The organism is Rathayibacter sp. AY1G1 (assembly GCF_002932095.1).
Classification (GTDB): Bacteria; Actinomycetota; Actinomycetes; order Actinomycetales; family Microbacteriaceae; genus Rathayibacter.
The window spans coordinates 15,704-33,949 of record NZ_PSUZ01000032.1 but is presented as its reverse complement, the minus strand read 5'-3'; the positions used below and the strand labels follow the sequence as shown (position 1 = coordinate 33,949).

The following is an 18,246-nucleotide window of genomic DNA, read 5'->3' as shown; positions in this document are numbered from 1 at the left end:
GGGCGCGGGCCCGGTCGTCGTGTGGCTGGCCGACACCTTCGTCTCGATGATCTTCGGCCTCGTGCTGGGTCTGGTCATCGCCGCCGTCGTGATGGGCGTCTCGCGCCTGCGCACCCGCGACGAGGCGGCCGCGGGGCACTGAGCGGCGTCTCGATACGCCGCGTGCCGCGGCCGCTCGACCGGCATAGAGGTGCGCGGTCGCTCCACCGGCGCGGAGGTGTGCGGCTGCCCGACCGGCACGGATCCACGCTGATCGAGTAGCCCGCGCCGCGGGCGTATCGGGATCCCACGACGCGCCGCCCGCGCCGCGCCGCTCCGACGGCGAACGACGGACCGCCCCCGTCCCCGGAGGGGCGGAGGCGGTCCGTGTCGGAGGGGGCGTCAGCAGCTGCGGGCCGCGTACGCTCCCGTCGCCACCGAGGTGACCTGCTTGCCGTCGACCGTGCCCGTCGCGGTGACGGTGGCCTGGCCGGCCGGCACCGAGGCCGCGCGCGTGGTGAACGCGGCGCTGCCGCTCGCGCCGGGCGCGACTCCGGTGACCTGCTTCGACCCGGAGGGCGTCGCGATGGTCATCGAGACCGGCACGCCGGACTCGTTCTTCGCCGCGACGGTGAGCGTCACCTTGCCGGCGATGCAGCGGGTGGTCGCCGTGACCGCGACCGCGAGGGCGGCGGGCGCCTTCAGGGTCACCGTCACCGTCGTGGTCGAGGTGACGGAGCCGTCGGCCGCGCGGACCGCGATGGTCGCGACTCCGCCGCTCGCCGTCGTCGGCTGGGTGATCCGCACGGTGGCCGCCGAGTCGGTCGCCACTGCTCCGATCACCGGCATCGCCGTGCCCTCGACGGTGACCGCGTAGGAGGTGCGGGCCGGGTCGAACCCGGCGATGCCGGCTCCTCCGACGCGCAGGGCGCCCAGGGTGGCGACCGCGGCGGGCGAGGCGACCGACTCGTAGAGCTTGGTCTCGGCCACGATCAGGTGCGTGTTGTCGTAGGCGTTCATCACGACGCGGAAGGCCTTGGCCGTGACAGGCGCGAACGACGCGACCAGGGTCGGAGCCGTTCCGCCGGCCGGCGACGCGAGGGCCACGGCCGACTCGTAGCCGGGGACCGCGGTCCAGGTCGTGCTGTCAGCGGCCTGGTACTGCAGCTGGTAGGTCTGCGCCCAGCTGGTGCCGCCGTCGGCCAGGAACTGCACCGACACCTTCTCGACCTGGTGGGTCGAGGGGAAGGTGTAGGTCAGCGAGCTCTGCGCGGCCTTGGTGCCGTTGGTCCAGTTCGACCAGCCCTTGTCGCCGTCCACGCCGTTGCGGGTGCGCTCCGGTCCGTAGCCCGACTCCGACGACGACGCGGTCGCGACGATGCCGGCGTCCGGGTTGAAGTTGCGGAGCGTGCCCGTGGTGACGAGCACCGTGAGCGTGGCGGGGAGCGTCGCGCCGTCGGCGGTCGCCGTTCCCGAGACCGTCACCTGCCCGGTCTGGGCGAGGGAGGCGGTGGTGAGCGGCGTCCAGTCCCAGACGACCGGCACCGGGAAGGTGCTGGCCGAGGCGCCCACGCGGGCGGGGACCGTCGTCGGGGCCGAGGCCTTCACTCCGGCGACCGAGGCGCCCGCGGCGGCCGTGACCGACACGGGGTCGGTCGCGGTCAGTCCGCCGACGTCGACGAGCGCGGTGACCGTGATCGTCTGGCCGTAGAGGTCGGTCGCGGTGCCGGGCACCTCGACGCGCCCGGTCGCGCCGTACGCCGAGTCGGCGGGGCGCTGCCAGGTGACGGCGAGCGGTGCGCCGGCTCCCCAGGAGTACTGCGGGGTGATGCTCCCGGGCAGGGTCGGAGCGACGCCCGCGGTGGTGCGGACGGCGATCGTCTGGCCGGCGGTCGGGGCGAGGTCGCGGAGGGACCACGACTGGTTCGCTCCGCCGTTGGAGGTGTAGACGCCGACCGACGCGTTGTCGGCGCTGGAGCCGCCGTTCACGTCGAGCGACTGGGCGATGGACTCGTTGACGAGCGAGAAGTTCACGCCGTCGGTGGTGTTGACGATCCAGCGGGTCGCGGCGGTCGTCTTCGCCGCGTCGACGGACAGCGAGCGCAGGTCGGTGCCGGCGGTCGTGGCTCCGAGCACGCGTCCGTCGCCGTTGACGAGGACGACGCGGCGGGTGGCCTCGCGCTCGCCGGCGGCGACCTCGCGGACCGTCCAGGTCTGCTTGGCGGCCGCGGCGGAGTCGGTGGCGAGGCCGGTGATCGTGGTCGCGGCGCCCGAGGGGTTGCCGGTCAGGGCCTTGCCGCTCTGGGTGCCGACCAGCTGGTAGCGGTGGCCGTCGCGCAGGGCGGGGGCGGAGTCGGCGACTCCCGAGACTCCGTCGATCGAGAAGCTCGTGACCGACTTGGCGGGCACGGTGATCGTGGCGGTGCGCGAGATGCGGTCGACGCTCACCGGCGTCTTGGCGACCAGGGCGTTGCTCGTGGGAGCGGCGGCCGAGGAGGCCTTCGTGGTGACGTACGGGGTGACCGTCGCGGTGTCGGTGATGGTGCCGAAGCGGGAGAGGTCGAGCACGACGGTCTTCTCGGTCGCGGTGCTGTTGGTGTGCACGACGGTCGCGCCCGAGCCGTCGCCGCGGACGGCGGCGGTGGAGGAGCTGTCGTTGGAGGGCATCAGGTGGTCGCCCTCGTGGATGAACTTGGTGAAGTTCCGGATGGTGTTGAACTTCGAGTTCGTCTCGACGCCGCAGACCGGGGCCTTGGTGGAGTCGCCACCGGCGTCGGCGACGCGGCGGACCGACTTCCAGATCTCGGTCCCGTTCTCCTGGTACGGCTTGCAGTCCAGGTCGATGTAGACGGAGCCCCAGTTGAGGTTCTCGCCCTTGGGCTTGGGCTGCTGCATGTTGTAGTAGTCCTCGACGGGCTGCCAGAGCACCCACGCCTTCGGCTCGAGCTCGCGCAGGTCGTCGTTGATGCGGCCGGCGATGCCGAGGCCGTTCTCCATGTTGGTGGGGTCGAAGCCGGTGACCCAGTTGCCCTCGATCTCGCTCATCCACAGGTCGGTGTCGGCCTGCTTCGCGAGGTCGCGGACCTTGAGGCGGCCCGAGGTGCCGTAGGTGTGGACGTTCATCCGGTCGACCTCGGCGCGGATCGCGGCGGAGTAGGCGGCCCAGTTCGTCGCGAAGATGTCGGGGTTGGTCTCGTCCATCGCGGCGATGCCGGCGTCGGTGGTCGAGGCGTCCAGTGCGCCAGCGACGTCGGGGATCAGACCCGCTTGGCGCGTCGGTCCGACGTGCATTCCCTCCTGGCGTCCGCCGGTCGGGACGCCGTTGGAGAGCTGCGTGCCCCAGTAGTTCGTGTTCGGCTCGTTGAAGGGGTCGAGCGTGTCGAACTCGATGCCGTACTCGTCCTCCATGTGCTCGGTGACCTTCACGAGGTACTTCGCGAACTGCTCCTCGGCGGCGGGCTTCAGCTGCTCGCTGTTCGCGTCGAAGCCGCCCGAGACGTAGCCGCTCTCGGTCATGAAGTACGGGGCGGAGTTGGAGAACGCCTCCCAGTGCGAGATCTGCTTCTCCTCGGCCAGCCTCTCGACCCACCAGCGCTGCGTCTCGTCGGCGGTCCAGTCGTAGGAGGCGGGGTCGTCCGCGTTCCACTTGGCCAGGAGCGCGTCGCGGTCGGCGAGCTTCGTGGAGGTGCCGCCGTAGGTCGACGCGTCGCCGGCCGGGTTCTGCTTCCACCAGCCCTCGACGGCACCGCCCGGGCGGAGGTAGTCCTTCACGTCGGAGGCGTTGCCGCCGCCGATGTTGTAGCGGGCGATGTTGAGGTCGAGGCCGCTGTCGCCGAAGACCTTCTGGTAGAGGTCCTCGCGGAGGGCCTCGGGATAGCCGCCGGTCGCGTTCGCGAACCAGACGAGGCTGGTGCCCCAGCCCTCGAACGCCTCACCGGCGGCGGCAGGGTTCGGCGTGATGCGGAACGCGTCCGCGGCCTGAGCGGGGGCCGCTGCGGCGGGGATCGCCAGCAGTGCTCCTGTGGCCAGGGCGGCGCTCGTGGCGAGCGCGGCGACCCTTCTGAAGGACATCGACATTGATGCGGTCTCTCTTTCGCCATCGAAATGCGGGCATGTTCACGTGAACGCGCCCTGACGGCCGACTGTACATGTTCACGTCAACAATCGGAAGGTGCTCAGGGGCGGGCGAGGCCCGCAGGGTCGAGGAGCCGGGAGTCGTCGCAGTCGACGCCGAGTGCGACGACTCTTGGAGGGTCGTGGGCATGCGGAGGCGTGCGGCCGCGCGCCACGCCACCGCCGCGCTCAGACGCGGTGCGTCGTCTCCGGGAAGGCCTCGGGCTCGCACTGGATGGTCGCGTGGTCGATGCCGTGGCGCTCGCGGAGGACGGCGAGCACCCGCGAGAGCGCGGTGCGGTAGTCGGCGTCGGGGGCGACGACCACGTGGCCGGTGGCGCTCTCCATGCCCGAGGTGATCGTCCACACGTGCAGGTCGTGCAGCGCCAGCACGCCGGGGACGGCGCAGACGTCGCGCTCGAGTGCCGCGAGGTCGACGTGCGCGGGCGCCGACTCCATGAGGATCCCCAGCGCCTGCCGCGTGAGCGACCAGGTGCGGGGAAGGATCAGCAGCCCGATCAGCACGCCGACGATCGGATCCGCCCACGCCCAGCCGGTGGTGAGCAGCACGATCGCCGCGACGATCACGCCGATCGATCCGAGTGCGTCGCCGAGCACCTCGAGGGACGCTCCGCGGAGGGTGATGCTCTCCTTCGCCCCGGCCGACAGCAGGCGCAGGCTCACGAGGTTGACCGCCAGGCCCACGACGGCGGTGATCAGGAGGGGGCCGCCGGGCACCGCGGGCGGCTCGGCGAAGCGGCGGACGGCCTCGACGATCACGAACGCGGCGACCGCGAACAGGAGCAGGCCGTTGGCGAGGGCGGCCAGCACTTCGAGGCGGTAGGAGCCGTAGGTGCGGCCCTTCGCGGCGGGGCGGGCGGCGAGCGAGATCGCGGCGATCGACATCCCGAGCGCCAGCACGTCGGTGCCCATGTGCGCGGCGTCCGAGAGCAACGCGAGCGAGCCCGTCGCGACTCCGACCGCGAACTCGACGACCATGAACGCCGCGGTCAGCACGAAGGCGGTCACGAGCGGACGCCGGTGCCGTGCGGCGGCGGAGCCGATTGGAACGCCGTGAGAGTGGCCCATCGGCTCCTCCGATCCCCTGTTCGTATAAACAGTCTTGCATGCGTCCGGAGGCGAGCGCGAGGGCCCTCAGCCGACCAGCGGGTCCAGCGCCTCGCCGAGGTAGGGCGCCAGGGTCCGGGCGTACGACTCGGTGAGGTGCCCGAGGTCGCGGTACACCTTCACTCCGCCGATCACGAGGGGGCAGCCGCGGTCGTCGCAGAACCAGCGGGTGAGGTCGACGGCGGCGGCGCCCGGCCAGTCCTCGGCGGCGGCGGCCATCAGCTCGCGGTCGGCGAAGGCCTCGTCGAGCGGCACGCTGCAGTCGGCCGCGGAGCCCGGCTCCTCGGCGCAGGCCAGCAGGGAGAGCGAGGGCAGCACCGGATTGTCGCGGATCGCGACCACCGTGGATCCGCGGGCGATCAGCGGCGCCCACGACTCGTGGAACCCGTCGATGCCGGCCTGCTCGTCGGGGGCGCCGGACGCGTCGACGAACACGGACTTCTTCGCGGAGTAGGCGGTGACGACGAGCGCGTACGGCTCCTGGCCCGCGAGCTCCTCCTGCAGCTTCCCGTTCCAGACGTCGCAGGAGCGGCGGGAGGAGGCGGAGTCGTCGCGCCGCTCCGCGGTCGAGAAGACGCAGCCCGTCTTGTAGTAGGTGTGCAGGTCCCAGCCGCGCTCCTCCGCGACGCCGCGCAGCGCCGGGAAGAACGACGCCGCGTGCGAGTTGCCGATGAGCAGCACGCGGAGGCCGGCGGGATCGCCGAAGCGGCACTCCTTGAGCGCGGTGCCGGAGTTGCCCGTGCTGCACTCGTCGGTGTTCAGGGCGGAGCCGTCCTCCGAGGCGTCGACGGCGGGCAGGCTCGTGGTCCAGGAGTCGGGGCAGGCGTTCGCGAGCGCCGCGGCTCCGACGCAGCCCTCGGTCGAGACGGGGAGGGCGTGCGCGCGGGTGAGGTCGGCGGCGATCGCGGCGTTCGTTCCGGTGAGGCCCGTCGCTCCGACCAGGGCGGCGACGGCCAGCAGGGCCGCCGGGGCGAGCGCGCGGAGGCGGTGCGGGCGCTCGGCGGGGGCGCGGCGGTGGAGGGGGTCCTCGAGGAAGCGCTTCGAGGCGGCGGCGAGGAGGATCGCAGCGGCGATGACGCCCAGGCCCGCCGGAGCGGTCGGGTCCTCGCCGGTGCTCTCCCGCCAGAAGACCAGGAGCGGCCAGTGCCAGAGGTAGATCCCGTAGCTCAGGCCGCCCAGCCACACGAGCGGGCGCAGGGCCAGCAGTCGGCCGACTCCGCGCTCCGGGGCGGGGCCGGTCCCGGCGACGAGCACGAGCACCGCCGAGAGAGTCGGCCAGAGCGCGGCGGTGCCGGGGAACGCGCTCGAGACCTGGAGCACGAATCCGCAGGAGACGACTCCGATCAGCCCCAGCCACCCGGCGACCGTCCGCAGGGCCGCCGGGATCGCCAGTCCCGGGAGCACGAGGGCCGCGAGCGAGCCGAGCCCGAACTCCCATGAGCGGGCGAGGGTGCTGTAGTACGCGGTCGGCTGGTCGATCCCGACCAGCACGACGGAGAACGCGAACGAGAGGACGGTGAGCGCCGCGACGAGCGCCAGCAGGAACCGCGGCAGCTGCGCGCGTCGCCGCAGCAGCACGGCGGCGAGGGTCGCGACGAGCACCAGGGCGAGCCAGACCAGGTAGAACTGCCCCTGCACCGACATCGCCCAGAAGTTCTGCACCGGCGAGTGGAAGTCGTCCTGCGCGAGGTAGTCCACTCCGGCCCGTGCGAGCGCGACGTTCTCGACGTAGAAGGTCGAGGCGAGCACCTCGGTGAAGGTCTGCAGCAGCTGCGAGGGGCGCAGGACGAGTGGAGCGAGCGCCGCGACGACGACCAGCACCACCGCGGCCGCCGGGAAGAGCCGCGAGGCGAGCCTCCGGAGGAAGGCGATCGGACGCACGCGCCCGAACCGGCGGATCTGGCCGAGGAGGGTGAGGGTGGTGAGGAACCCGGCGATCACGATGAAGACGTCGACGCCTCCGGAGACGCGGCCCAGCCAGATGTGGAACGTCGCGACCAGGAGGGACGCGACGGCGCGCAGTCCCTCGATCTCGGGCCGGTAGCCGGACGCGTCGGCCTTGCGCACCAGCGCGGACCGGCCGGAGGGGGCGGTGCGGGCGGAGTGGCGGGGCAACGGGTTCCTTCCGTGACGGTCGGCGGGCGGTGGGGCGGGCGCCGTCGAGCGTCGGTGTCCAGGATCGCGCTCTCCCGCCCCCAGGGGAACCGTGTCCGGGGTGCTGTCCACCTGGTTGGGGGCTGCGGAGGCGAGGTGCGCGACAGGTGTCCGCGTACTCGGCTGTTCCGGGCCTTCTGAGTGACATGAGAACTCGGAAGTCGCCGTCTTCGCGCGCGACCACGGCGACTCCTGCAGAGTCGCCGGCGGGCCGGGCCGAGGGCGGCCGAGGGCCGGTGGCGCGGATCGACTGGCGCGAATGAACGGGTTGAAGTGAGGTAAGGCTATGCTTACTCGGGCTCCGCGCCGAGACGCGGGTGCCGCCCGCCGACGGACCGGGCCGACGAGCCCTGCCGGCGAATCGGGCCCATGAACCGGGCCCATGAACCGGGCCTATGAACCGGGCCGACGACCGACGCCCACGAACCACGGGAGATCCATGTCCACGCACCGACGGCGCCCCGCTGCCCTCGCCCTCGCCGCCCTGACCCTGCTCGCCCTCACCGGCTGCGGCGCCTCCGAGCAGATCGAGCCCGAGAGCACGGCCGCCGCGGGGGAGGGCACGACTTCGTACCCGATCATGCTGGACAACTGCGGCACCGCGACCACCGTCACCGCCCCTCCGCAGCGGGTCGTCTCCCTCGACCAGAACTCGACCGAGATCCTGCTGTCCCTCGGCCTCGAGGACCGGATGGTCGGCACGGCCTCCTGGACCGACCCCGTGCTCGAGACCCTCGCCTCCGCGAACGAGAGCGTGCCGCGCCTGGCCGACAACGCGCCCACCTACGAGGTGCTGCTCGGTGCCGACCCGGACTTCGTCACCGCCTCCTTCGGCCGCCACTACGCCCCCGAGGGCGTCGCCTCGCGCGACCGCCTCGCCGAGACGGGGATCGGCTCCTACCTCGCCCCCTCCGACTGCGACAACGGAGCGAGCGTCAACGGCGGGAGCGGCACGCGCACCGTCCCGCTGACCGTCGACGTCCTCTACCAGGAGATCCACGAGCTGGCCGAGGTCTTCGACGTGCAGCAGCGCGGTGACGCCCTGGTCGCGCAGCTGCAGGAGCGCGCCGCCGCCGCCACCGAGGGGGTCGACCTCGGCGGCCGGAGCGTCGCCTTCTGGTTCGCCGACACCAAGACGCCCTACATGGCCGGCGGCTACAACTTCGCCTCGATGCTCGGCACCACGACCGGCATGACCAACGTCTTCGCCGACCGCACGGAGGACTGGCCCGCCGTCGGCTGGGAGAGCGTCGTCGCGGCCGACCCGGACGTCCTGGTCCTCGGCGACCTGCAGCGCGATCGCTTCCCCGGCGACCGCCTCGACGACAAGACCGCGTTCCTCCGCTCCGACCCGCTGACCAGCAGCCTGCCCGCGGTGCAGGACGGCCGCTTCATCGCGCTCCACGGCGCCGAGATGAACCCGTCGATCCGCTTCGTCGACGGGCTCGAGAAGATCCGCGCCTGGTGGGACGAGAACGGGGCCTCGCTCTGAGCATGCACACGGGCACGGGCACGGGCACGGGCACGGGCACGGGCGCGGTCCTCGTCCGCCGGGTGCCGCGGGGCCTTGCCGCCGCCGCGCTGGTCGTCGGCGGGCTGCTCGCGCTGGCGCTCTCGGTCGGCGTCGCGGTGACGCTCGGCCCGGCCGACGTCTCGCTCGTGAACGTCCGCGACATCCTCCTCAACCACCTCGGGCTCGCCTCCGTCCCGGTGCGTGCGGCCGAGGACGCGATCGTCTGGCAGGAGCGCCTCCCGCGCGCACTCGTGGCCGCGGCCTGCGGGGCGGGGCTCGGCGTGTGCGGAGTGATCCTGCAGTCGCTGCTGCGCAATCCGCTCGCCGACCCGTTCGTGCTGGGCGTCTCCTCCGGAGCGTCCACGGGCGCGGTGCTCGTCGGCGTGCTCGGGGTCGGCGGAGGAGTGGTCGGGCTCTCCGGAGGCGCCTTCGTCGGCGCGCTGGTCGCCTTCGGCTTCGTGCTGCTGCTCACGCGGTTCTCGGCGGGCGGCACCTCGGGCGTGATCCTGGCGGGGGTGGCGAGCACGCAGCTGTTCTCGGCGCTGACCTCGCTGATCGTGTTCGCTCTCGCCGACTCGGACGAGACGCGCGGCGTGATGTTCTGGCTGCTCGGCTCCCTCGAGGGCATGCGCTGGGACGACGTGGCGCTGAGCGGAGGAGTCGTGCTGCTCGGCTCCGTGGTCTGCCTCGCCGCGGCGCGCACGCTCGACGCGTTCGCTTTCGGGGAGGACGTGGCCGCGTCGCTCGGCGTGCACGTGGGCCGCACCCGCCTCCTCCTGCTGGTGGTGACGGCCCTGCTGACGGCGACCCTGGTGAGCATCGCCGGCGCGATCGGCTTCGTGGGGCTGGTGCTGCCGCACGCCGCGCGACTCGTGTTCGGCCAGCGGCACTCGCGGGTGATCCCCGCGACGATCCTGCTCGGCGCGGTGTTCCTGGTGTGGGTCGACGCCGGATCGCGGGTGGCGTTCGCGCCGACTCCGCTGCCGGTGGGGGTCGGCACGGCACTCGTCGGCGTGCCGGTGTTCATGCTGCTGCTCCTGCGGCGGAGGGGCCGCTCGTGACGCTCGAGGCCGACCGGGTCTCGTGGCGCCGGGGCGGCCGCCTGGTGGTCGACGGGGTCTCGCTCCGCCCCGCTCCCGGCTCGACAGTGGGACTGCTCGGGCCCAACGGCTCGGGCAAGTCGTCGCTGCTGCGGCTGCTGCAGGGCACCGCGGCTCCGGACGCCGGCGTCGTCACCCTCGACGGCGCGCCGCTCCGCTCGCTCCGCCGCCGCGAGGTCGCCCGGGCCGTGGCCACGGTGACGCAGCAGGCCGAGACGGAGGCGGACCTCCCCGTCCGCGACGTCGTCCGGCTGGGGCGGACACCGCACCGCTCCCTTCTGGGCGGAGACACGGCCGAGGACCTGCGCGCGATCGAGCGCGCCCTCGAGCAGGTGGGTCTCGAGGCGAAGGCCGACCACCTCTGGCACACCCTCTCGGGCGGCGAGCGGCAGCGCGCGCACATCGCCCGGGCGCTGGCGCAGGAGCCGCGCGAGCTGCTGCTGGACGAGCCGACCAACCACCTCGACATCCGCCATCAGCTGGAGCTGCTGGCCCTGGTGCGGGCGCTGCCGGTGACCACGGTCGTCGCGCTGCACGACCTCAACCTCGCGGCCCTGTTCTGCGACGCGCTGCTGGTGCTGCGCGAGGGGCGCGTGGTCGCGGGCGGCACCCCGGAGGAGGTGCTCACTCCGGCGCTGATCGCGGACGTCTACGGGGTGCGCGCCCGCGTGATCGTCGACGCCGGACGGCCGCACGTGCTGTTCGACTCCTGATTCCGCTGCCGCATCCTGACCCCACTGCCAGACGATCGTCGATCAGTCAACGGTCTCGTCCGTAGTGAGGAGCGCGTTCTACCGTCGGTGAACCGGCTTCGAGACCTCACAGGAGAGGTCCCCCTCGCGCTGGGCGAGGTGCTCTCCTGACGGAGGGCGATGGACGTGCCGGTGACGACGAGGGGAGTCGAGAGATGTCCAGAGACGACGTGGCACCGGGGCGGTTCGCGCGGTTCGTGAAGTGGGTCAACAAGGCCGACGGCTGGGAGCCGCAGTACCTGCGCGGGCGGGTCGTGGCCAAGAAGGACGGCGAGTGGATCGTCGCGGTCGACGGCGAGGAGCGCCGGATCGTGAAGAAGGAGTGGAGCGTCTACCGCTGACCCTCGGGGAGGACTCGTGATGCTGCCCGACCGGCGCACTCCCGAGATCAGAGAGGCGCGTCCCGGAGTCTTCGTGCTCGAGCCGCGCCGCACCCGCCGCCGGCCCGCCGAGGAGCTGGGCGTCCTGATCCGCACGGGCACGACCTGGACGGTGCTGGGCCCCGAGGGCGTGCTCTCCGACGTGCCGAGCTTCCACGACGCCGTGGCAGCCCTGCGCGAGTAGCGAGGTACCCGCGGCCCCGCTGAGTCGCCCGAGACGGTCGCCCGCTCCGGTGTGTCGACGACCGTCTCGGGCGCCTCAGCGCTGACGCGGAAGGGGACGGCGCGGCGGTGGTGCCGCCGAGGCGTGGGCCCGCCGCGCCTACAGCTGGCGGCCCGGCCGCTGCAGGCCCACGACGGTGACGGTGAGGGTCGCGGAGGTGCTCTGCGCGGCGGACGGCGCGGACTCCGAGAGGCGCACGGTCAGGCGGAGGTGGTCGGTCGCTCCGACGGAGAGGGCGGGGGAGCCGGGCAGGTCGAGGCGGGAGGCGGCGGGGCGGTCGGCCGACACGGTGGTGACGGTGCCGGGGCAGGTCGCGGCATCGGCCGACCAGGACAGCGAGCAGCGCTCGATCGCGAGCTGCAGGCCGTCCGAGAGGTCGGTGCCGGTGGCCGTCTGCAGTTGGAGGGCCGACATCGGCAGGGTCCCGGCGTTCGTCAGGTCGAGGAGGCGCCGGGCCGTGCCACCGGGGACGAGGCCCGCGACGGGGACCGGCACGGTCGTCGCTCCGGTGCCGGTGAACGTCGCGATGACGGTGCCGGAGGCGACCCGCGCGCTCACGGAGCCCCGGTCCAGGAGCACGGCGGTGGCGGTGGCGGCGGCGCCGAGGACGAGCGCGCCGGCGACGAGTCCCGCCAGGCCGGCGCGGGAGACCACGCGGCGGCGGATTTCGGGGGAGTGGCGCGGGGCTCCGCGGTCGCGGGAGGACGGCCGGGCGCTGTGCCGTCCGTGCTCAGCGGGCGGACGCAGGGGCTCCGGGGGCGGCGTGCCGTCCGACGAGCGGTGCGCGCCGCTCACGGGGCGACCTCCGCGGGGCGGCGCCAGATGGCGATCAGGAGCGCGCCCACGATGACCGCGCCGCCCGCGGCGAAGAGCGCGAACCGCGCCTCCGGGTGGGCGAGGCCGATGCTCGGCCAGCCCAGCAGCGGCACCACCGAGCTCTCGCGCCAGATCCGCTCGTCCGCGATCGTCACGATCCACGGGTCGGCCGACTCGTTGTTGTCGCCCTTGGTGGTGAGCGCCAGCTGGCCGGGCTCGCGGCCGCGGAGGGCCGCAGCCTCCTCCTCGGAGTAGACGAGGGTGACGCGGTGGATGACGCGGCGGCCCGGATCGTCCGGGTCGGTGAAGACGATCACGTCGCCGGCGCGGATCGCGGCCTGGTCGACGGGCAGGGTGACGGCGAGGGAGCCGACGGGCATCCCGGGCGCCATCGAGTTCGACAGCACCGGCACGAGCCGCACGAGACCGAGCGCGGAGAGGACGAAGACGGCGATGCCGGCGACGGCCACGATCGTGACCAGTCCGCCGAGGAGAGCGCGGAGGGCCTTCACGCCTGCTCCCTCCGGTGACGACGGCGCGCCGCCGCGGCGAGCAGGACGCCCGAGCCGAGGGCGAGCATCCCGCCCAGGAGCGCGGCGCCCAGGTCGCGGCCGGTGACGGCCAGCCCGCCGCCCGCCGCTCCGGGGAAGGAGCCGGGGCCGGGCGTCGCGGAGGGATCCTCCTCCGTCGTGCCCACGAGCACCCGCAGCGACGCCGCCGCGAGCTCGGTCCCGTTGCCGGCCGCCTCCGGGAACAGGACGCGGACGCGCACGCCCACGGTGGCCCCGCGCTCGAGCGGACGGACACCGTCGAGCCGGCCGAGCGTCGCCGCGGGTCCGGATCCGAGCGGCATCGCGTCCTCCGGGCAGAGGTAGCGCTCGACCGTGCGCTCCCCGTCGACGACCTCGGCGACCGTGAACGCCGAGTCGCAGAGCTCGACGGACAGCTGGAGGCCGTCGCGCGGGTCCTGCGCCAGCGTCCCTCCGTCGACCGCGAAGGCCACGGAGACCCCCTGCGGCGACAGGCCGGTGCTGGTCACCTCGACCGCCCACTCGGCGCGGTCGCCCGGAGCGAGGTCGGTGAGGGATCCGGGCGCCGAGAGCTCGCGCACGTCGAGCACGCCGACGGGCTCGGCGCTCGCCGCGGGCGCGAGGAGCACCGCCGCGAGGACGGCGACGAGCGCACGGGCGTGGGGCATGGGGACGACTCCGGGAGGAAAGGGGGATGCCTCCGCCCCGCGCCGGTGGCGGCCGGGCAGGACGGAGGCGGTGGGGGACGGTCTACTTCTGGATGCCGGCGCGCTGGATCGCGGCGGCCGTGAAGGTGACCGTAGCGGAGGCGTTCTCGTACGCGTTGTCGGCCGCCGTCGGCAGGACGAGCTCGATCAGCGTGTTCAGCGTCACATCACCGGCGTCCGAGGGGAAGGTCCCGGTCGTGGTGGGAGTGATGCCGAAGTTCGCCGGGGTGAAGTCGACCGCGCCGGCCTGGCCGCCGATGGACGACAGCTTGCCGGATCCGGTGACCGTGGTGGTCCCGCTGCAGGAATACGGGCCCGCCGGAGTCGTGGTGGGGGCGGTCGTCCAGGCGGTGGAGCAGGTCAGCAGGCGGTAGTCGAGGCCGTTCGGGCCGGAGACGAGAGACTGGCCGACACGGTTCTGGTCGGTGGTGTCGGATCCCACGACGTCGTTGGTGACGGCCTGCGAGAAGCGCACCGACGAGACGAGGTCGCCGTCGTTGGTGGCGTTCGGCAGGACGATCGTCACCGGGCGCTGGATGGTGTCTCCGGGCGCGATGTCCGTCACGATGAAGGTGCCGTCGAGGTTGATGTCGAGCTGTCCGGCGTCCGCGGTGACGCTGGCAGTCCCGGAGTCGGTGAACACGGCGAAGGCGCCGGCGCCGGCGAGGGCTCCCGCGGCGAGGAGGACGCCGCCGGTGAGGGCGATCTTCTTCCAGGGGCTGCGACGGGTGGGTGCTGTAGTGGTCATGGCGACCGTTCCTTTCTGGTGGGTGGTGCCCGGTGCGGGCGTGGTCTCCCTCACGAGGACACGTGCAGGACGAGAGGGGTGTCGGCGGGGAGGCATCAGCAGCCTCCGGCGGTGGTGACGGCCGGCTGGGCGACGGCGGTCGAGGCGGCGGACGCGACTCCGAGCCAGCGCTGCAGGTCCGGGCGGACCCGCCACTGGTAGCTGCGGCCCTCACCGACCCGGTCGTCGGTGAAGCTCGTCGCGGAGGCGGCGGGTGCCGCGATCACGGTCCAGGGGGCGGGCGTCGTCCCCGCGAGGCGGCGCTCGAGGGTCCAGCCGGTCGCTCCAGCGGCGGCCGACCAGCTCACGAGGGTGCTCGGCCGACCGGCCGTGCAGCTCGCGACAGGCGTGGCGACCACGGAGGAGCTGGTCCAGGCGCCGAGCCCGACCGCTCCGCTCGTGCTGCCGGTGCCGGAGAAGCCGCGCCGGACGAGGGGAGCGGGATCGACCCACACCGTGATCGTGCCGCCCGCCGTGAGGGCGCCGTCCGTGACCGTGTACGCGATCGTCGCGCTCCCGCTCCAGCCGTCGGCCGCGGGCGTGTAGGTGCACGTGGATCCGGAGCAGGAGAAGGTGCCGCGCAGTCCCGCCGGGACGCTCGTGCCGGCCAGGGCGAGGGTCGTGCCCGCGTCCTCGTCGGTGTCGTTCGCGAGCGGAGCGACGGTGACGGCGGGGCCGCCGGTGGTCGCGACCACGCGGTCGGGTCGGGCGACCGGCGCGCGGTTCAGCGCGGTGACGGTGACCGTGACCCGCACGTTCCAGGTGCCGTACTGGCCCGAGAGGGAGTAGTCGAAGACGTCGGTGCCGACGAAGGCGGCGATCGGGCGGTAGGTGCACTGGCCGCGGGTCGCTCCGCTCGCGACGCAGGAGACGGAACCCTGCACGGGAGTGGCGGGGGCGGGGGTCGCCGCGCCTCCGATCGCCCTCGGGGTCGCCGAGAGCTGCGCGCGCGAGAAGGTCGCGCCGGTCGCGGCGGGCCCGTCGTTCGCGAGCACGTCGATCACGACCGATCCGCCCTGCACGACCGTCGCGGCGTCGGCCGCCGGATCGGGGATCACCGAGATGCTCACCGAGGCCGTGCGGGTGAACGCCACGCCGGTCGGGCCGGTCGCCGTCGCCGTGGCGGTGTTGGCGATCGTGCCGGCGGTGACGTCGGCGGCGGTGGTCGTGTAGGCGGCGGTCGCGGTGACGACCTGGCCGGGCAGCAGTCGTCCGGAAGTGCCCGGCCAGGAGTAGGTGAGAGCGGAGAGCCCGCTCTTGGGGTCGCTGATCGCGACCGCGGTGAGGGTGGTGGTGCCGGTGTTGGTCGCGCGGAAGGTGTAGGTCACCACGGTGCCGGCGGCGCTGATGAAGGCGGGGTTCGCGGTCTTGGTGAGCGCGAGGTCGTTCGTGCGGGTGATCGTCACCGTCCGCGAGGAGGTGGCCGTGACGGCGGCGCCCGTCGGAGGGGTGCCGGTCGCGGTGGCGGTGTTGAGGACCTGGCCCGCGTCGACGTCGGCCTGCGTGAGCGTGTACGACGCGGTCGCGGTGACCGTCTGGCCGATCTCGAGGCGCCCGGCGGTCCCCGGCCAGGAGTAGGCGAGCGCGGAGAGCCCGCTCTTGGGATCGGTGACCGTGACGGAGCTCAGCCCGGTGTTGCCCGTGTTGGTGGCGGTGAAGCTGTAGGAGACGGTCGAGCCCACGGCGGCCCCGGTCGGGATCGTGCCGTTCTTCGTCAGCGAGATCGAGGGCGCGTAGCGGATCGGCGTGGTGGCCGTGGAGGTCGCGGTGACCGTCACGGGCGAGGCGGCCAGCGTGCGCCCGCTGACCGTGGCGGTGTTGGTGACGACCGCGCCCTTGTCGATGTCGGTCTGCAGCACCGTGTACGGCGCCGAGGTGAAGGTGGCGCTCGCTCCGGGGGCGAGCTGCGTCGAGGCGGGCGTGATGCCGGTGACCTTCGGGTCGGCGACGGCGACCGTCTGCAGTGTGACGTTGCCGGAGTTGAGGGCGAGGAAGGAGTAGCGGATCTGCTCTCCGGCGTCGGCCTGGGCGTTGCCGTTCGTGTCGGTGAGCAGGGCGGTCTTGGTGAGGGTCAGAGCGGGAGCCGGGGTGGCGATGGGGGCGGTGACGGTGGCGGTCCTGCTCGTGACGGGGGTCGTCGTCACGACGTTCGAGATCGTCTCCGTCTTCGTCGCTGCAGCGGTCGCCGTGTTGACGAACGAGCCGGCCACCGCTTCGGCGGCCGTGACCGTATGGGATCCCGTGCAGATGGTGGAGGCGAGCGGGAGCAGGGTCGTGGTCGGACAGGAGATGCTCGCGGCCTTCGGGTCCGTGACGACGATCCCGGTGAGCGTGCCCCGGATGGATCCGTTCGTGACGACGAACTGGTAGGGGATGACGGATCCCTCGGCGTAGGCGACGGGCTGCGTGGTGGTGCGGTCGATCTGCTTGACCAGAGTGATGTCGTCGAGAGTGTTGATGGACGAGACGGAGACGTTGCGGACGAGGTGGGTGTCGTTCGATCCACCGGTGGACGCCGTGAAGCCGAGCTTGTAGGTCGAGGGCGCTGCGGTCGGCATCGTGAACTGCATCAGCTGATCGAGCTGCCCGGCGGGCAGACCCGCTGTCCCTCCCCAGTAGACCGTGACGACGGGAGTGGCGGCAGCCGAGACCATGATCCGTATCGTGCGCCCGTAGGACGCGGGCGGAGCGCCCGTCGATGTCGTGGCCGTCGTGCGGACCGACGTCAGCAGGGGAGGCGAGGCCGACTGGAGGAAGCAGTATCCGCTCTTGGCCTGCCCGGGTCCGCGCGCCACGACCTTGTTCGCCGTGAGGAGCGCCGACCCGGAGTTCGAGGGGCAGTCGGAGCCGAGGCCGAGGGTAGGCGCGGCGGGGGGCCTGGCCGAGAAGTTCCCGAAGGCGTCGATTCCGATCCCGAGGTAGCCGCCGTTCACCCCGTCGACGGTCGCCGACTGGCCGTAGCCGAGCGATCCGCCCGGAGCTCCCGCCGCGGTGAGGGACCTCGAGCCGTCGGTGAGGAAGAAGCCGATGCCGTCGGCCCCGGTCAGCGAGCTTCCGTACTGGTACTGGTCGAACTGGACGTCGATGCCGCCCGCGGCAGGAATGGGCCGGTTGAAGACCGCGCCGCCCTTGGCGTCGTTGCGGGCATCGGTGAGCTGGAGGAAGCCCGGACTCGTCGCGGCGACGGGGGCTTGAGTCCGGTTGGCGCAGACGCCGAGGTTCGAGGACCCGGCCGGGGGTGCGGTCGTCGCCCGGGTGATGCAGCCCCCGTCGAGCGCCTGCCAGGCCGAGTCCGCGACGCTGGTGCCGCCGAAGCCCTCCTGGAGCAGGACCGTGGCCGCCGCAGCTCTCGTCGCCGGCAGAACCACGAGGACGGCGGCGAGCAGGAGCAGGACGAGGCCGAGGGCGATCGAGCGGTCGTGGCTCGGCCGGGCATGCGCGTTCGACACGGATCGACCTCCCCCCGGGGCGCCTCGCCGGGCCTTCCGGATGGAGCGGGATCACGATAGGTCGCGGCTCGGAGTCGCCCTGTCCCCCTGAGACGGGACGCGGGCGGCGGACGACGGACCCTCGATCCGGTCGGCACTCAGAGGGGGGAGAGCAGGCGCTGAACCAGCGATCAGGTCGTGCTCAGATAACGAGACTCATCCGGGGGTCTCCCGCGAGAGTGTTGACGTGCGCATGGCCCTCGCGCCGGGCGCACGGCGGCCTGGATCCGTGCCGGCCCCGTGCCGCCCCGGAGTTCCGCCACCGACACGATGCAGTTCCGCTCCCGTGGCGGGCATCTCCAGAGCAGTGGCGCGAGATAGCGCTCTCACCAGGACCTTCTCCGGATCGCTCCGCCGCTGAACGCCAGGTGGGAGCGCCGCCGCGGGTGTCCCTGAAGCGGGTCTGGTGGTCGCGCGGCGGACGCGGGAGGATGCATCGCGCCTGCCCGCCCGCACGGTCCCCCGAAGGACCGCACCGCGCCCCCTCCACGGTGGTCCGATCCGGACCGCAGCACCCCCCTCACACCTTCCGGTCAGGCTCCGCCGACCGAGCAGCCCTCTCCACGTCGGGATCCC

Annotated in this window: 13 protein-coding genes; 5 read left to right on the top strand and 8 right to left on the bottom strand. The window is 73.1% G+C overall.

The genetic code is table 11. The features are described 5' to 3' along the window. Nucleotides 1-381: 381 nt before the first annotated feature. From C5C36_RS15320 to C5C36_RS15310, 3 genes are all read right to left on the bottom strand, one after another. Nucleotides 382-4,050: a glycoside hydrolase gene (locus tag C5C36_RS15320; protein WP_181133837.1), complete on the bottom strand. Its 3,669-nt coding sequence runs from the start codon at nt 4,048-4,050 to the stop codon at nt 382-384. A gap of 231 nt (nt 4,051-4,281) precedes the next feature. After that, on the bottom strand, nt 4,282-5,181 hold the full coding sequence (locus C5C36_RS15315; RefSeq protein ID WP_104260826.1) for a cation diffusion facilitator family transporter: 900 nt from the start codon (nt 5,179-5,181) through the stop codon (nt 4,282-4,284). A 66-nt stretch (nt 5,182-5,247) separates the two neighbouring features. Continuing rightward, the gene (locus C5C36_RS15310) at nt 5,248-7,335 is read right to left on the bottom strand and encodes an acyltransferase family protein (RefSeq protein WP_181133836.1); all 2,088 of its coding nucleotides are present in this window, start codon (nt 7,333-7,335) and stop codon (nt 5,248-5,250) included. A gap of 478 nt (nt 7,336-7,813) precedes the next feature. Between C5C36_RS15310 and C5C36_RS15305 the strand changes: the two genes are divergently transcribed. The 5 genes from C5C36_RS15305 (at nt 7,814) to C5C36_RS15285 (ending at nt 11,303) form a co-directional block, all read left to right on the top strand. Next, the gene (locus C5C36_RS15305) at nt 7,814-8,866 is read left to right on the top strand and encodes an ABC transporter substrate-binding protein (protein WP_104263576.1); all 1,053 of its coding nucleotides are present in this window, start codon (nt 7,814-7,816) and stop codon (nt 8,864-8,866) included. Between the two features lie 2 nt (nt 8,867-8,868). Continuing rightward, nucleotides 8,869-9,948, top strand: a complete 1,080-nt coding sequence (locus C5C36_RS15300; RefSeq protein WP_104263575.1) for an iron ABC transporter permease — start codon at nt 8,869-8,871, stop codon at nt 9,946-9,948. After that, nucleotides 9,945-10,700, top strand: coding sequence for an ABC transporter ATP-binding protein (locus C5C36_RS15295; protein ID WP_104226361.1), 756 nt, complete (start codon nt 9,945-9,947; stop codon nt 10,698-10,700). The genes C5C36_RS15300 and C5C36_RS15295 overlap by 4 nt, the downstream gene beginning before the upstream one ends. A gap of 194 nt (nt 10,701-10,894) precedes the next feature. Further along, entirely contained in the window at nt 10,895-11,080 is a 186-nt protein-coding gene (locus C5C36_RS15290) for a hypothetical protein (protein ID WP_104223398.1), read from the top strand. A 19-nt stretch (nt 11,081-11,099) separates the two neighbouring features. Then, nucleotides 11,100-11,303 (top strand): hypothetical protein, encoded by a 204-nt coding sequence (locus C5C36_RS15285; RefSeq protein ID WP_104310009.1) that lies wholly within the window; start codon nt 11,100-11,102, stop codon nt 11,301-11,303. 138 nt (nt 11,304-11,441) lie between these two features. Here C5C36_RS15285 and C5C36_RS15280 read toward each other — a convergent pair whose 3' ends face one another. The 5 genes from C5C36_RS15280 to C5C36_RS15260 all read right to left on the bottom strand — a co-directional run bounded on the left by C5C36_RS15280 (nt 11,442) and on the right by C5C36_RS15260 (nt 17,631). Then, the gene (locus C5C36_RS15280) at nt 11,442-11,996 is read right to left on the bottom strand and encodes a peptidase (protein ID WP_104263573.1); all 555 of its coding nucleotides are present in this window, start codon (nt 11,994-11,996) and stop codon (nt 11,442-11,444) included. A 137-nt stretch (nt 11,997-12,133) separates the two neighbouring features. After that, complete coding sequence (locus C5C36_RS15275) at nt 12,134-12,670, bottom strand: signal peptidase I (RefSeq protein ID WP_104223395.1); 537 nt, start codon at nt 12,668-12,670, stop codon at nt 12,134-12,136. Continuing rightward, complete coding sequence (locus C5C36_RS15270; RefSeq protein ID WP_104263572.1) at nt 12,667-13,356, bottom strand: sortase; 690 nt, start codon at nt 13,354-13,356, stop codon at nt 12,667-12,669. The genes C5C36_RS15275 and C5C36_RS15270 overlap by 4 nt, the downstream gene beginning before the upstream one ends. An 82-nt stretch (nt 13,357-13,438) precedes the next feature. Beyond that, a complete protein-coding gene (locus tag C5C36_RS15265) occupies nt 13,439-14,143 on the bottom strand; it encodes a TasA family protein (RefSeq protein ID WP_104226366.1) in 705 nt (234 codons plus the stop codon). 95 nt (nt 14,144-14,238) lie between these two features. Beyond that, the gene (locus tag C5C36_RS15260) at nt 14,239-17,631 is read right to left on the bottom strand and encodes an Ig-like domain-containing protein (protein ID WP_104263571.1); all 3,393 of its coding nucleotides are present in this window, start codon (nt 17,629-17,631) and stop codon (nt 14,239-14,241) included. Nucleotides 17,632-18,246 lie beyond the last annotated feature (615 nt).

What these genes read in the sequence shown, in the direction of transcription:
- C5C36_RS15290 (WP_104223398.1), top strand. Translation starts at nt 10,895, where the DNA reads ATGTCCAGAGACGACGTGGCACCGGGGCGGTTCGCGCGGTTCGTGAAG.
- C5C36_RS15320 (WP_181133837.1), bottom strand. Translation starts at nt 4,050, where the DNA reads ATGTCCTTCAGAAGGGTCGCCGCGCTCGCCACGAGCGCCGCCCTGGCC.
- C5C36_RS15315 (WP_104260826.1), bottom strand. Translation starts at nt 5,181, where the DNA reads ATGGGCCACTCTCACGGCGTTCCAATCGGCTCCGCCGCCGCACGGCAC.
- C5C36_RS15300 (WP_104263575.1), top strand. Translation starts at nt 8,869, where the DNA reads ATGCACACGGGCACGGGCACGGGCACGGGCACGGGCACGGGCGCGGTC.
- C5C36_RS15265 (WP_104226366.1), bottom strand. Translation starts at nt 14,143, where the DNA reads ATGACCACTACAGCACCCACCCGTCGCAGCCCCTGGAAGAAGATCGCC.
- C5C36_RS15270 (WP_104263572.1), bottom strand. Translation starts at nt 13,356, where the DNA reads ATGCCCCACGCCCGTGCGCTCGTCGCCGTCCTCGCGGCGGTGCTCCTC.
- C5C36_RS15285 (WP_104310009.1), top strand. Translation starts at nt 11,100, where the DNA reads ATGCTGCCCGACCGGCGCACTCCCGAGATCAGAGAGGCGCGTCCCGGA.
- C5C36_RS15305 (WP_104263576.1), top strand. Translation starts at nt 7,814, where the DNA reads ATGTCCACGCACCGACGGCGCCCCGCTGCCCTCGCCCTCGCCGCCCTG.